The organism is Saccharopolyspora endophytica, from assembly GCF_018070075.1.
Taxonomy (GTDB): domain Bacteria; phylum Actinomycetota; class Actinomycetes; order Mycobacteriales; family Pseudonocardiaceae; genus Saccharopolyspora; species Saccharopolyspora endophytica.
Window position 1 is genome coordinate 51,064 of sequence record NZ_JAGPXE010000001.1, and the last position, 14,034, is coordinate 65,097.

The 14,034-nt window shown below is 68.8% G+C and carries 14 protein-coding genes; 5 read left to right on the forward strand and 9 right to left on the reverse strand.

Going from position 1 to position 14,034, the window contains the following annotated elements; translation table 11 throughout:
* Window positions 1–43 precede the first annotated feature (43 nt).
* The 5 genes from KBO27_RS00235 to KBO27_RS00255 are packed head-to-tail and all read right to left on the reverse strand — an operon-like array spanning window position 44 to window position 5,266.
* Window positions 44–1,042, reverse strand: a complete 999-nt coding sequence (locus tag KBO27_RS00235; RefSeq protein ID WP_246536079.1) for a glycine betaine ABC transporter substrate-binding protein — start codon at window positions 1,040–1,042, stop codon at window positions 44–46.
* Window positions 1,039–1,806 (reverse strand): ABC transporter permease, encoded by a 768-nt coding sequence (locus KBO27_RS00240; RefSeq protein WP_132677141.1) that lies wholly within the window; start codon window positions 1,804–1,806, stop codon window positions 1,039–1,041. The genes KBO27_RS00235 and KBO27_RS00240 overlap by 4 nt, the downstream gene beginning before the upstream one ends.
* Complete coding sequence (locus tag KBO27_RS00245; RefSeq protein WP_210968016.1) at window positions 1,803–3,017, reverse strand: ABC transporter ATP-binding protein; 1,215 nt, start codon at window positions 3,015–3,017, stop codon at window positions 1,803–1,805. The genes KBO27_RS00240 and KBO27_RS00245 overlap by 4 nt, the downstream gene beginning before the upstream one ends.
* Complete coding sequence (locus tag KBO27_RS00250) at window positions 3,010–3,657, reverse strand: ABC transporter permease (RefSeq protein WP_210968017.1); 648 nt, start codon at window positions 3,655–3,657, stop codon at window positions 3,010–3,012. The genes KBO27_RS00245 and KBO27_RS00250 overlap by 8 nt, the downstream gene beginning before the upstream one ends.
* 4 nt (window positions 3,658–3,661) lie before the next feature.
* Entirely contained in the window at window positions 3,662–5,266 is a 1,605-nt protein-coding gene (locus KBO27_RS00255; RefSeq protein ID WP_246536134.1) for a BCCT family transporter, read from the reverse strand.
* A gap of 459 nt (window positions 5,267–5,725) precedes the next feature.
* On the opposite strand from KBO27_RS00255, the gene KBO27_RS00260 reads away from it, so the two are divergent.
* The 3 genes from KBO27_RS00260 to KBO27_RS00270 are packed head-to-tail and all read left to right on the forward strand — an operon-like array spanning window position 5,726 to window position 7,527.
* A complete protein-coding gene (locus KBO27_RS00260) occupies window positions 5,726–6,202 on the forward strand; it encodes a hypothetical protein (RefSeq protein ID WP_210968019.1) in 477 nt (158 codons plus the stop codon).
* A 54-nt stretch (window positions 6,203–6,256) separates the two neighbouring features.
* Window positions 6,257–6,988, forward strand: a complete 732-nt coding sequence (locus tag KBO27_RS00265) for a YcnI family copper-binding membrane protein (RefSeq protein WP_210968020.1) — start codon at window positions 6,257–6,259, stop codon at window positions 6,986–6,988.
* Window positions 6,985–7,527, forward strand: a complete 543-nt coding sequence (locus KBO27_RS00270) for a copper resistance CopC family protein (RefSeq protein ID WP_210968021.1) — start codon at window positions 6,985–6,987, stop codon at window positions 7,525–7,527. Before KBO27_RS00265 ends, KBO27_RS00270 begins: the two co-directional genes overlap by 4 nt.
* A 142-nt stretch (window positions 7,528–7,669) precedes the next feature.
* Here KBO27_RS00270 and KBO27_RS34495 read toward each other — a convergent pair whose 3' ends face one another.
* From KBO27_RS34495 to KBO27_RS00290, 4 genes are all read right to left on the reverse strand, one after another.
* The gene (locus tag KBO27_RS34495) at window positions 7,670–10,087 is read right to left on the reverse strand and encodes an L-tyrosine/L-tryptophan isonitrile synthase family protein (RefSeq protein ID WP_210968022.1); all 2,418 of its coding nucleotides are present in this window, start codon (window positions 10,085–10,087) and stop codon (window positions 7,670–7,672) included.
* 200 nt (window positions 10,088–10,287) lie between these two features.
* Window positions 10,288–10,596 carry a hypothetical protein gene (locus KBO27_RS00280; protein ID WP_210968023.1) on the reverse strand — a complete coding sequence of 103 codons (309 nt, stop codon included), beginning with the start codon at window positions 10,594–10,596 and terminating at the stop codon, window positions 10,288–10,290.
* A gap of 181 nt (window positions 10,597–10,777) precedes the next feature.
* Window positions 10,778–11,692 (reverse strand): phosphotransferase family protein, encoded by a 915-nt coding sequence (locus KBO27_RS00285; RefSeq protein WP_235878866.1) that lies wholly within the window; start codon window positions 11,690–11,692, stop codon window positions 10,778–10,780.
* A gap of 48 nt (window positions 11,693–11,740) precedes the next feature.
* Complete coding sequence (locus KBO27_RS00290) at window positions 11,741–13,111, reverse strand: helix-turn-helix domain-containing protein (RefSeq protein ID WP_246536080.1); 1,371 nt, start codon at window positions 13,109–13,111, stop codon at window positions 11,741–11,743.
* A gap of 224 nt (window positions 13,112–13,335) precedes the next feature.
* Here KBO27_RS00290 and KBO27_RS00295 point away from each other — a divergent pair, with 224 nt between their 5' ends.
* Together KBO27_RS00295 and KBO27_RS00300 are read left to right on the forward strand one after the other, a co-directional pair.
* Window positions 13,336–13,590, forward strand: a complete 255-nt coding sequence (locus KBO27_RS00295) for a hypothetical protein (protein WP_210968024.1) — start codon at window positions 13,336–13,338, stop codon at window positions 13,588–13,590.
* 13 nt (window positions 13,591–13,603) lie between these two features.
* Window positions 13,604–13,942: a hypothetical protein gene (locus KBO27_RS00300; RefSeq protein WP_210968025.1), complete on the forward strand. Its 339-nt coding sequence runs from the start codon at window positions 13,604–13,606 to the stop codon at window positions 13,940–13,942.
* Window positions 13,943–14,034: the final 92 nt, after the last annotated feature.

Here is a 14,034-nt window from a genome sequence, read left to right on the forward strand (position 1 = left end):
GGCGCCTCCCGTCAAGGGGACGCCCCACCACTCGCAGCGTGAATCAGCCCTGACCGGGGATCTTCACCAGGCCCTGTTCGGCCATCCAGTCACGCGCGACGTCGGCCGGGTCCCGGCCCTCGACGTCGACCTGCGCGTTGAGCTTCATCAGTTCCTCGTTGGTCAACTTCTCCGAGATCGGCTGGAAGACCTGCGCCAGCTGCGGGTAGCGCTTCAGCATCTCGTCCCGGAGGGTGACCCCGATGTTGTACCGGGGGAAGAACTGCTTGTCGTCGGCCAGCACCTTCAGGTTCAGCGACTTGATCCGGCCGTCGGTGGTGAACACCTCGCCGAACGTGCACGTCCCCTGGGCGGTGGCCTGGTAGATCGCGCCCTCGGTGAGGACCTTGACCTTGCTCGGGTCGGTTTTGAACCCGTAGGTCTCCTCCACCCCCGGCAGACCGTCGTTGCGGCTGGCGAACTCGGTGTCCACGCAGAACGTGGCGTCCTCCGGGTGCTCGGCCATGATCTTCGGGATGTCCGAGTTCTTCTGCACGCCCAGGCGCTGTGCGGCGTCCTGGTTCACGGCGAACGCGTAGGTGTTGTCCACCTGGTAGTCGACCGCGACCCAGGCCACCCCGTTGCGTTCGAGGTCCTGCTTCTTGACGGCCTCGAACTGGGCGCGGGCGTCCGGGATCGGATCGGTGTTGCCGTTGTAGTTGACCCAGGACGTGCCCGTGTAGTCCCACAGGATGTCGATCTGGTCGTTGGTCAGCGCGTTGCGCGCGGTGGTCGAGCCCTGGATGGAGCTCAGGTCCCGCACGTTGGCACCGGCCGCGGCCAGCGCGAACTCGCCGAGGTAGCCCATGATGAGCTGCTCGGTGAAGTTCTTCGAGCCCACCGTGATCGTCTGGCCCTCCAGCTCCGGAACGGGCTGGATGATGCCCGGCTCCACCGCCAGCGGAAGCGACGAACCCGAGCTGAGCCCGCATCCCGACAGCATCAACCCGGCCATCGCCAGCGAGGCCGCCTTGAGCGCACGACTGCGCTTGCGGAGATTCATCGCAACCCCCTCGGCGACAGGTAGGTCTCGGCCAGCGCGCCGAGCCAGTCGACCAGCAGCGCCAGCGCCATCGCCAGCACCGAGCCGACGATCATGACCGTGTAGTCGTTGAGCTTGTAACCGGTGTCGATGAGCTCACCGAGGCCACCCGCGCCGACGAACAGCGCCAGCGTCGCGGTCCCCACCGCCAGCACCAGCGCGGTCCGCAGACCGGCGAGGATGAACGGCACGGCCAGCGGCATCTCGATGCGCATCAGCACGCTCGCACCGGACATGCCGATGCCGCGACCCGCGTCGACCAGCGACGCGTCCACCGACTGCAAACCCACGATGGTGTTGCGCAGGACCGGCAGCAGCGCGTAGAAGGCGATCGGCAGCGTCGCGATCCAGAACCCGGTGGAACCACCGGTGAACAGGAAGAACAGCACCAGCAGACCCATCGAGGGCGCCGCCTGGCCGATGTTGGCGATGCCGATCACCAGCGGAGCGATGCGGCGGGCCCAGCTGCGGCTGAGCAGCACGCCCAGCGGCACCGCGACCAGCACCACGATCAGCGCCACCGCGATGCTGATCAGGAAGTGCGTCCAGGTCAGGCTCAGGATCGTCGTCGAGTTGAGGCTTCGCAGCGTCACCTCGTCGTTGTCCCTGGTGAACGCCCAGCCCAGCACCGCCGCGACCAGCACCACCACGGTCACCGGCTGCGCCAGCAGCCGCAGCCGCTCGGCGCTCCCGGACCCGGAGTCGGAAGCGAAAGTGCTGCTCATGAGGCGTCAGCCCCAGACCCGGCGGCTTCCGAACCCGCGGTCTCCTCCGCGTCGTCGGTGGCGTTCTCCTCGCGCAGCGCCTTGATCGTGTTCATCACGGTGTCGATGTCGACCACGCCGACGTACTCACCGCGAGAGCCCACGACCACGGCCACGCCGTCGTCGTCGGTCAGGATCGCCTCGAGGGCGTCCTGCAGGGTCGAGGCCCGCGACACCGAGTCCTCCACCGGGCGGCCGGCCCGCGACAGGTCGGAGACCGAGCCCGCCTCGCGAGCGGTCGCCCAGCGCAGCGGGCGGTTGCGCTTGTCGAGCACCAGGCCGATCGCGCCACGGCGGGTGCCCAGACGTTCGCGCAGCACCGAAGGTGCGTCGTCGATCGTCGCGGTCGGAACTTCGCCGACCTCGATCTCGCGCACGCGGCGCAGCGTGAGCTGCTTGAGGGCCGCGCCCGCCCCGACGAATCCGGCGACGGTGTCGTCGGCCGGGTTGGTCAGGATCGCTTCCGGGGTGTCGTACTGCAGGATCTTCGAGCGCTCGCCCAGCACCGCGATCCGGTCGCCGAGCTTGACCGCCTCGTCGAAGTCGTGCGTGACGAACACGATCGTTTTACCCAGGTCTGCCTGCAGGCGCATCAACTCGTCCTGCAGCACACCGCGGGTGATCGGGTCCACCGCGCCGAACGGCTCGTCCATCAGCAGCACCGGCGGGTTGGCCGCGAGCGCGCGGGCGACGCCGACGCGCTGCTGCTGTCCACCGGAGAGCTGCCGCGGGTAGCGGTCCCGGTACTCGGCCGGGTCGAGGTTGACCAGGTCGAGCATTTCGTCCACGCGCTCGGAGGTGCGCTTCTTGTCCCAGCCGACCAGGCCCGGGACCATGCCGACGTTGTCGCCGACGGTCATGTGCGGGAACAGGCCGGCCTGCTGGATCGAGTAGCCGATCTCGCGACGCAGCTTGTCCGCGTCCAGACCGAGCACGTCCTGCCCACCGATGGTGATCTTGCCGGAGGTCGGTTCGATCAAGCGGTTGATCATGCGCATGGTGGTCGTCTTGCCAGAACCCGAGGGTCCGACCAGCACCACCGTCTCCCCTGCGGGGATCGTCATGGTCACCGACTCGACGGCCGCCTGCTTCTGCCCCGGGTAGCGCTTGGAGACCTCTTCGAGCTTGATCTCCACGCCGTGCCCGGCGGTCTTCTTGTCGTCGTCAGCCACGGATACCTCTCGAAGTCGTCAACCGCCCGAACAGCACGAACAAGGCGTCGAGCACCAGCGCCAGGATGACCACCCCGACAGTGCCCGCGAGGGCCATGTTCAGCGCGTTCGCGCCGCCCAGCTGGCCCAGGCCCATGAACAGCAGGTTCCCGAGACCGGGACCCTTGGCGTAGGCGGCGATGGCGGCGATGCCCATCAACATCTGGGCGCTGACCCGCATGCCGGCGAGGATCGCCGGCCAGGCGAGGCGGAGTTCGACGCGGGTGAGAACGCTGAACCGGTTCATGCCGATTCCGCGCGCCGCGTCGAGGATCGGCTGGTCGACGTTGGACAGGCCGACGATCGTGTTCCGAACGATCGGCAGCAGCGCGTAGAGAACGAGCGTCACCACCGACGGGGCCACGCCGAGGCCGAACACCGGGATCAGCAGGCCGAAGAGCGCGAAGGACGGGATCGTCAGGATCGCGCTGGAGAGAGCGGTGGCGATCGCCGCCCCGGCGGGGCTGCGGTAAACCGCAACCCCGACCAGGACACCGATGATCGTTGCCAGCAGGATGCACTGCACCACCATGCTGACGTGCTGGTACGAGTTGACCAGCAACGATTGCCACCTGGATGCAACGTAGTCCAGGAGATTCAATTATTTACTCTTTCTTGCCGGCTTCCGCCGATTCGGACTCCTCGTCAGAGGGTTCCGCAGGAGTCGTGACCAGCTGGAATTCGCCGTCGTGCTCTTCAGTACCGGCGATGACGGCCTGCTCGAGCACCTCCGCACCCTTCTGGTCGCGAACGGTGATGTCGTCGGAGCGCAGGTCCTTGAGCATGGCCACGCACATGAAGATCATCACGATCGCGAACGGCAGGGCACCGATGAACGTGAGGTTCTGGATGCCTTCCAGCGCCTTGTCCTGGCCGATCACCAACATCACCGCGGCGACCGCACCGGTGGCGGCACCCCAGAAGATGACGACCCACTTGCTCGGCTCGATCGCGCCCCGCTGCGACAGCGTGCCCATCACGATGGACGCGGCGTCGGCACCGGAGACGAAGAAGATCGCGACCAGGACCATCACCAGGACGGCGGTGACCATCGCCAGCGGCAGGTGGTCGAGCACCGCGAAGGTCTGCGCCTCCGCGCTGCCGTCGCCGTAGACGTTGGTGCCACCCTTCTGGGTGTCGATCGAGGCACCACCGAAGATCGCGAACCACACGAGGCTCACGACGCTGGGCACCAGCAGCACGCCACCGATGAACTGGCGGATCGTGCGGCCCCGGCTGATCCGGGCGATGAACATGCCCACGAAGGGCGTCCAGGAGATCCACCAGGCCCAGTAGAAGACGGTCCAGCTGCTCAGCCAGTCCTGCATCTCCGCGCCACCGGTGGCACCGGCGCGCGATGCCATCTGTCCGAACTCGCTCATGTAGGAACCGACCGCGGTGGGCAGCAGGTCCAGGATGAACACGGTCGGGCCGAGGATGAAGACGAACAGCGCCAGGATGGCGGCCAGCACCATGTTGATGTTGGACAGCCACTGGATGCCCTTCTCCACGCCCGAGACCGCGGAGAGGATGAAGCAGAGCGTCAGCACGGCGATGATGGCGACCAGCACGTTGGTGCCGGCCTCACCGATCGGCCAGTTGGCGGCCTGCATACCGGCCTTGATCTGCAGCGCACCGAGACCCAGCGAGGCCGCGGAGCCGAACAGCGTCGCGAACAGCGCCAGGATGTCGATGACCTTGCCCAGCGGGCCCTCGGCGGCCTTCTTGCCGATCAGCGGCGTGAAGACGCCCGAGATGGTCTGCTTGCGACCGCGGCGGAAGCTGCTGTAGGCGATCGCCAGACCCGCCACCGCGTAGATCGCCCACGGGTGCAGGGTCCAGTGGAACAGCGAGGTCGACATGGCCGTGTTGATGGCCTCTTCGCTCTCGCCCGGGACGGTGCCCGGCGGCGGGGAGACGAAGTGGCTCAGCGGCTCGCTCACGCCGTAGAACATCAGGCCGATGCCCATACCGGCGCTGAACATCATGGCGATCCAGGACACCGTGCGGAACTCGGGGCCCTCGCCGTCACCGCCCAGCGGGATCCTGCCGTACTTGCTGAAGGCCAGGAACAGGGCGAAGACCACGAACCCCGTGGCCGCGAGCACGAAGCCCCAACCGGTGTTCTTGATCAGCCAGGTCAACGCCGTCGAAGAGGCGTTGCTGAGCGAATCGGTCGCCAAAGCGCCCCACGCGACCACCGCGAACATGATGAGCGCAGTGACACCGAAGACGACCCAGTCCGTTCTGGGCTTGCCGAGGAACTCGGCATCTGGTTCGGAGGAATGACCGCCCTTGGCGGGTCCCCCACTTTGTTCAGTTTCGGTCGACACAGGTATCGGCGCCGACTTTCGGCGACGCCCCCTCCTCTCCGTCGTCGGTTACGACGTTTTCGGAACCAATCGAACCGCTTATTCGGGCAGTTGGTGGCTCCAAATCGTCGTCAACCTATAAACCGTGACCCAATCGGGTTAACAAGGCAAGCTCACCTGCGGTCAGCGTGGCCGAACCGACACCTAGACTGACCAACCGTGAAGGCTGGTCTGACACCTACGCAGGGCGCTCTGCGCGTCCTGCGCGGTGCCGGTGTGGCCTGCACAGCGGCGTCACTGTCCGTAGCCGCTCACGCGGCCGCGGGCGGGTCGCTCCCAGGCCTGGGGACGACCGTCGTGATCACCGTTCTGCTGACCGGTGCCGGGGTGGCACTCGCTGATCGCAAGCGCGGGTCGTGGGGCATTCTAGGGGCACTCGCGGTCAGTCAACTGGCACTTCACTTCTTTCTCGAGCTGACCGCCCTCGGCCACCACGGTTCCGGGCACCTCCACGGCCCCTCCCCGATCCCGGTCTCCCCGGGGCTGATGACCCTCGGCCACGTGATCGTCACGCTGCTGACGGCGCTGGTCATGGCCCACGCCGAACAGGTACTGTTCGTAGTCACCCGGTTGTTGCAAGCCATCTTCCCCAGGAAGACGACGCCGTTACCGGTTGTGACGCCACCGCCTGCGGTCTGCGTGCCCGCGCCGGTTCCGCGGACCCTCGCCCAACTGATCTACCAGCGGATTCACGGACGCCGTGGACCCCCTAAATCTCCCGCAGAAAGCAACGATCCGGTGTATGTCGCCGATCGATCATTGCTATTCCGATGAATCGCGCATATACGCGCGCGATTATCCGACGAGCACGGGAGATTCCAAGAGAACATGTCGACAAATCGATTCCTGGTGCGGTCCGCGAGTTGGATCACCGCGGGCGGCATCGCCCTCGCACTGGGCACCGCTCCCGCCTACGCGCACGTGAGCGCACAGCCTGAAGAGGCTGAGAAGGGCGGCTACGCCAAAATCGCGTTCCGGGTTCCCAACGAGGACCCGGTGGCCGGGACCGTCCAGGTCAAGGTCCTGCTCCCCGAGCAGCACCCGCTGAGCTCGGTGCGCACCAAGCCGATCCCCGGCTGGACCGCGCAGGTGGAGAAGGCGCAGATCCCGCCGGTGATGGTGGACGGTGCGCAGGTCACCGAGGCGGTCCGCAGCATCACCTGGACCGCGCAGCCGGGCACTCGGATCGGCCCGAACGAGTTCAACGAGTTCGAGGCCACGCTGGGAGCGCTGCCGGAGAACGCCGACGAGCTGATGCTGCCCACCACCCAGACCTACGACAACGGCAAGGTCGTGGACTGGAACCAGCCGACTCCCCCGAGCGGTGAGGAGCCGGAGCACCCGGCGCCGGTGCTGAAGCTGATCGCCGCGGAAGGCGGTGGCCACAGCCACGGCGGAACGCCGGCCGGGTCCGGCGGACAGGAAGCCGACCAGCACGGATCGTCGGACGACACGGCCCGCTACCTCGGCGGTGCCGGACTCCTCGTCGGTGCGCTGGGCCTCGGCGTCGGCGGCGGTGCCCTGCTGCGCGGACGTCGTTCCGGTGGTGACGCGTCATGAGGCGGCTGCTGACCGTCGGCGCGTTCGCGCTGGTCGCGCTCATCGGTGGTGCCGCTCCGGCGCTCGCGCACAACGTGCTGGTCGGCAGCGATCCGGCCGAGGGCGCGCAGCTGTCCGCGAGCCCGCGCGAGGTCCGGCTGACCTTCGACCAGCCGGTCCGCGCGGGCGAGTCCTACAACACCGTCAACGTGGTGGGTCCGGACGGCTCGTTCTGGTCGGACGGACCGGCTCGGGTCGAGGGCAACTCGGTCGTCGCCCCGGTCCGCGAGCTCGGACCGGCCGGTACCTACACCGTGGGTTACCGGATCCTCTCCAGCGACGGGCACCCGGTTCCGGGCAAGGTCAGCTTCACCCTGACCGCCCCCGGAAAGGGCACCCCGGCCCCCGGTCCGCAGGGCGGGCAGGACTCCGGTCAGCCCGCTGACCAGGCGGAACCCGACTCCGGTGGGATGCCGATCTGGCCGTGGATCGCCGGTGCGGTCGTGGTCGTGATCGCCGGGCTGGTCCTGGCCCTGCGCCTGGGCGCGCCGAAGAAGTGAATCCCCGGGAGGGTGTCCGGACTCCGCGTCCGGGCGCCCTCCCGACCCTCTTTCCGCGCAATTCCGGCTCCCGTTCTCAGCGGAAGTCGCGATCACGATTCTTGTGGAATTCCGCGTTCCGATTCCCGCGCGAATTCCTCGATCACTTCGTGCGGAGCTGGATCGCCCCCGCGACCCCGGAGTCCAGAGACCCCTCGCGCACCAGGTTCGGCGGAACCATGAACCACGGCTGCGGCCCGTCCTCCGGCCCCCAGACCGGGAGGTAGGACTGGTCGATCAGCGAGATCGCGAAGTCCGTCGACACCTCGTTCCCCCTGCCCAGCGCCGCGGTCCCCTGCCACGGCATCACCGCCGACCCGCCCAGCGGCACGAAGCGGAACCGGCCCTGCTCCGGCCGCAGCGACAGGCTCATCCGGACCCGGTCGTACCGCCACATCGCGGCGTAGTCGAGCTCGGCGTCCACGTGCTTGTTGGCCAGGTACGTGATCGTCTCGTCCCAGGCCAGGGCCAGCAGCTCGCGGCGAGCCCCGCCCAGCTCCGGGTCGTCCAGGTCGAACGGGTCGGTGTAGACCCGGCGGGAGAACTCCACCGGCTCGTCGCCCGCGTCCGGGACGTCGACCGCGTGCACGATCGAGCGGAACATCTCCGCGAACCGGGGCTGACCGGCGCACCCCGGATCGCGCTCATCGACCTCGGCCAGCGCGCCGCGCGGATCGACCCGCACGTCCAGCCCGGCCACGGCCGACTCGTAGCGGTCGCGGTGGTGGGCCAGCAGCTCGGCGCGGGCGTCCGCGTCGCCGCAGCCGAACTCCGCCGCCGCCTCGTCGATGTTGCGCACCGACACCACCCGGTCCGCGCCGGTCAGCTCCAGCATCCGCCGGAACTCCCGCTGGTAGCCGCAGTACCGGCTGACGTCGCGCACCCGGAAGTGGCTCGGATCCGCCAGCGCCGTCACCCGGATCCCCGGCGGGTGCACCCGTCTGACCGCGGCGTCGAGCTGCAACAGCCGGGCGAGCATCGCCACCTCGGCCAGGTCCGGCAGGCCGCCCAGAGCCTTCAACCGCGACCCGTCCTGCTTCGTCGGTGGCCCCAGCAGCACCAGCTCGGCCGGTTCGCCCTCGGCGACCGCGCGCGAGAGATCGTGATCGGCCTGCTCCCACGGGTAGGCCGTGCGGGACGCGCCGAACAGCTTCGCCTGCATGACCTGCCAGATCGCCCGCGTCGTCCCCAGCTCGATGGCCGCGACCCGGTCACCGAGCCGGGCACCGGTCTCCTCCGCCTTCCGGCACAGCTCTCGCACGATCTCCGCCTGCTCGTCGGCGGAGAGCCGGACGCCCTGCCGCCACAGCGTCGGCCGGGTGCGCATCTCCCCGAGCCGGAGCTGGGCGATCGAGGTGGCGTGCGACAAGCCCGGTCTCGCCAGGTGACCCCGGCCCAGCGGCGTCGGCTGCGGCAGCGTCTCGAAGGTCGCGATGGCGTCCGGCTCGTCGACGCCGGTGAACCCCGGTGCCGCGACCGGCACCACCACGGCCTGCGGGAACGCCGATCTCAGCGCGTCGAGGTTGGCGGCCTTGTCGTCGAAGGCGGCCACCGGTTCCCAGCCGGTCATGCCGCGCAGCGCGGCGACCTTCTGCTCGCCGACGTCCGCGCACTCGTCGCTGGTGCGCAGGTCGAGGTGGCCGAGACCGTGCCGGGCCAGCGCCTCCTCGGTGGCCGCCCGCATCCGGTGGCGGCGTCCGGTCACCAGCACCACCCGGCCGCCTGCCTGCTCGACGTCGCCGGCGAACTGCCGCACGCCCGGCGCGAGCTCGTCGGTCAGCAGCGCTTCCCGGTCCCAGGAGATCGCCCGCCGGAACTGCGCGTGCTCCGCGTCCTCCGGCAACCCGGCCGCGTCGCGGAACGGCCGCCACCCCGGCTCGTACAGGCCGGGCAGCACCGGCAGCCGACGGGTCACGCCGATCGCCGCCAGCGCCGCTCGCACCCGCTCCCGCGGGTGGAAGACGCAGAAGTCCAGGTCGAGGGCGACCAGCGGGCGGGGCGCCGCGGGGTCCCTGCGATGCGCGGCGGAGCGGTCCTTGACCAGCCGCAACACCTGTTGGAGGAGCTCGTGCTGGGCGGAGGGGACGTGGTGCAGGTGAGGGTTCCACGGATGTTCGCCCGCGAGCACCGACAGCAGCCCCGCCGAGCAGAACCGCAGCTCGCGGGCGAGGACGCCGGCCACGTCGAGGCTGATCGCGGTCAACCTGCGGTGCAGCGCGGTGATCGTCTCGGCCACGCGGTCCGGGTCGGCGGGCTCCAGGCGGGGCACCACCACCCGGCCGCTCGGCAGGTGCACGCCGAGCTCGCCCACCGGGACCTTCCCGGCCGCCAGCAGTCCCCGGGCCGTGATCACCACGGGCCGCACGACTCGCTCGATCAGCTCGTCCTCGGCGAGGTCCCACGGCTCCGCCAGCGGGATCGTTCCGCGGGGTGCGGTTCCGACCAGGCAGTACTTCGCGAGAAGGGAGTCGCGCGCGAGGTCCTCCAGCGCGCGTTCCGGCAGCGTGCCGGTTGCGTACACCGCGTCTCCTTAACGATTGCAGCGCTCATCAGGCCTTCCACGTGTGCGGATGGCGGCTGCGCGAGGAGGCGCGAAAATTCGGTTCGACCGAAACCGACGACTACCGATCGGCGAACCCGCAGGTCATCGCGGGAAGATTCGGTTCTCCCACGGGTCCGCGAAGCGGTCCGGAGGACGAAGACGCGCAAGTCTGCGAGCGGTCATTCACCGTCGACGAACTGCATCGGAGCGAGCCCGTTCGGCTCGTCCATCCTCCGGAGCGCGGCGCGGGCGCGTCGGTGGAGCTCCCGACGCGAGATCCAGCCCGCCGCGTAGTGCCGGTACGCCTGGGCCACCAGCACCAGTTCGGCGAGGTGTTCGGCGTAGGGCTCGCGGAGTTCCGGCGGCAGCTGTCGCATCGACTCGAGGTGGCCGTCCACGATCTCGTTCAGCAGCCGCGCGCTGGCGAGCGCCCGGTCCCGGCGCGATCGCGGGGCCTGCTCACCCGGCGAGAACTCTGCGATCCTCATCGACAGCCCATCCGCTTAGCACCACTCGATGCACCAGTTCGCTCGTATGGTTTACCCCTTCAGGTCGAATCCTGTAACCGAAACCGACCAGAAAGGCACCGCAAACCGACCAAGATCGCCCTATCGGACGCATCAAGGTTGGACCGGAAGCGTCAGCGGATGCTTCCGTCCACACGAGACGTCAGCTGTACGGCGCCCACTGGGTGTCCAGATCGCCTTCCCGGATCGTGCGCAGCCGCCAGCTCAGCTGCTCGCGCACGCTCGGATTGGTGCGCAGGATCGGCAGCACCCCGGTGGTGATCTTGAGCTCGCGCAGTTCGCGCAGCACCGGGAAGCCCTCCCACGACGTGATGTCGAAGCCGTAGGCGTCGGCCAGTTCGCGGTGCCACTCGGCCGGATAGCCCATCCGCAGGCTCCCCACCGCGATCGGCGTCAGGTCCCACTCGGGCTGCCCGATGCACAGCGAGTCCAGATCGCACAGCAGCGGGCCGTCCGGGCCACCGATCACGTTGCCCAGGTGGGCGTCCGCGTGGATGACCGCGCGCGGCAGCGGGAACTCCAGCCCGTCGAGCTGCTCCTCCAGGTAATCGCACCGCTGCTGGAGGAACGCGTGGTCCTCCGGGTCGATGTCCACCGCGTCGTTCAGCCGACGCCGGATGTCGGCCATCGGCCTCCAGGGCTTGAACGTCTCCTCGGCGAGCGGCTGGGAGTGCATCTGGCGCAGCAGATTCCCCAGGTCGGCGCTGCCCGGCACCCGGCCCTCCTCGGGCACGAACTGCCACAGCGTCCCGCAGTGCGCACCGGAGTTGACCGGTTGCTCCACACCCGGGAGCAACCGCACCGCGGGCACCCCGTGCATCGCGAGCCAGTGCGCGGCCTCGACGGCGGTGCGCGCCCGGTGGGCGAACGACGAGGACAGCACGACGCGAACGATCACGGGTTCGTCCCTCAGCAGGAAAACCCCGTTGTTGATGCACCTGATCAGCCGAGCGCCACGCGGGTTCAGGCCGACGGTCTCGCAGATCTCGGTCAGCGCCAGTTCCAGTTCCGGGGGGACGCTCTGACCCTGTTGAACCTGGTATGTCTTCATGCTCATGTTCTCAACACCGACGTCGCCGGCCGGTCACCCGGAATCGGGGCGACCTCACGCCTGGCGGAACCGCCGGACTTCCTCGAAGAGGTCGCGGGAATCCGAGTTGGCCCGGTTCTTGCCCGCTTCCAGCTCCAGTGGTTTGAGCCGGTCGGCGACCCGGGCGGACTTCACGCGCTCACCGAACTGCAGCGCACGACGCCCGACCTTCAGGCCCTCCTGAACGTCGCCGGCCCGGAAGTGGTTGGTTGCCTGCAGGCTCAACCCGAAAACGTGGGTTCGCTGCATGTCCGCGCCATAGGCCTCGTTGCACTTGATGGTCTCGGCGACCGCGATCGAGGCGTGCTTCTTGGGATCGAACACCGCCAGCGCGTCGTGCGCGGAGCCGATCATGCCGTGCAGGTCGTTCTCGGTGAAGAAGCGGACCCAGTCCGGAGCGTCGTCCACGTTGGCGCGGGCGAACTCGTCCTTGGTGCGGCCCACCATCTTCTGCACCTGGTCGGGCTTGTTGAGCATCCCGTAGGCCCACGCCTCGTTCGCGCACAACACCGCGACGGTCAGCGAAGAACCCGATTCCTGGGCCGCGATCTGGCCCAGCTGGAACAGCTTCAGCGCCTCGTTGGGCTCCTGGTAGTGCAGGTAGACCCGGCCCATCCGGTACAGCACGCTGGCCACGAGGCTGTCGTCGTCGGCGCGCTTGGCGAACTCCAGCGCGCGGCCGAAGTGGCTGCGCGCCGGGTCCAGCAGGCCCACGTCGAACGAGGTCCAGCCGGCCAGGCTGTGCATGTCCGCCAGCGCCACGAACAGCTGCTTGCGGACGGGATCGCTGGAGGTGGAGTCCAGCAGCTGCTGGGCCCACGAAAGCTGGGCGACCACGGCGTCGCGGCAGGTGCCGCCGCCGTATCGGTAGTCGAGGTCACGCAGGGCCTTGGTGGCGGCCTGAATCTGCTGCACATCGGTCATGCCGATGCGCGTCGGAGCCGGAGTCTGGGCGTTGGCGGGCGCCCAAGCGCTGTCTTCGGTGCCGAACACCGCGGCGCCCATGGTCACCGCGGCCGCGTGGGACAGGAACTTCCGACGCTTCACCGATTCGTCCTCCTCAGCTTCCAGGGCGTTCGTCGCTTTCGCGACCCGCATGGCGGTCGCCCCGTCGTAGGCGAGGCCCATGTAGCCCCGCGGGATGCCGAGCCCGTCGGCTATTCGGGCCAGCACGTCATACGCCATGACCTGCCGACCCTTGAGGATCTCGGACACCTCGGACTGGGATTGGCCCGTCGAGGCGGCGATCTGCCGCTGCGAGACCCCGTGCCGGCGCAGTTGCCGGTAGACCTCGCTGACGTCCCTCCGGGCCAGCGCATCCCGCATCTCCCGCTCGTTCCAGACGTCGGGAGTAACGGGCGAGCCGCCAGATCCGATGATGTTCATTTGACCCCCTGACGCTCTCAAACGGGCGTTGTTCGCAGAGTAAGCGCACTGCGGCAACTCGGTGAAGCCCGTATCGGTAGAGGTGATCGGTTGCGGTGAAGTCCGCTTACCGCTCGTCGCGGCCTTCGGTCCGGTCGTCGCCTGTCCTCTAGGCGAAGCGACCGCCAGGCATCAATGTAGTCATCAGCAAGCAACGAGCACAGACGGGATCTGGGGCACAGGCGATGGACATTCGAGCGACGAACTCGCGGCAGGAGGGTGACGGAACCCCGCACGTTCCGGAACCCGCCGACCGCCGTCGCTGGTGGCACGTCGACTGCCGCGATGTCGCGAACGCGCATCGGAACCTGGCCGTGCTCGTCAACAGGGACAAGGTGGTGCTCGTCGGACCGCCCGGCCACGCCGCGGAACTCGAAAGCCGTGGTGCGGGTCAGTTGTCGATGGCGTTGCGGGATGCCGCAACGCAGGCGAGAAAGTGACGGTGGACGTCTCATGGACGAGATCCTGGGGCAGGTGTTGCGCAGCGCGGTGCGTGAGCGGCTCGATGTTCTTTCCGAGCTCGCCGACCGCGCGGACGCCTCCTCCCTGCTCTCCGTGGCGCGCTCCGAACTCCCGCGGCTGACCGCGGGGTGGCGGGCGCTGCTCACCGCGCACGAAGCCGACGAGAAGGGCAACTGCCCAGAGTGCTCCGGACGTCGACGCCCAACGAAAGCACCGTGCTCGGTGTGGGAGTCGGCCTACGAACACCTGGTCGCAGGAGCCCTGGCACCCCGTCCCGCACGGCACCTGCGACCGGCGCACGCTTTGCAGCCGGCCACGCCGGTGCCGTAAGCCGGCGGACTCGGACCCGGACAGCAGCACCTCCTCCCCGACCCGGGACCGAGCAACCGCCAGGTGGCGGCCGATGAGCGCTTAGTCGCGAA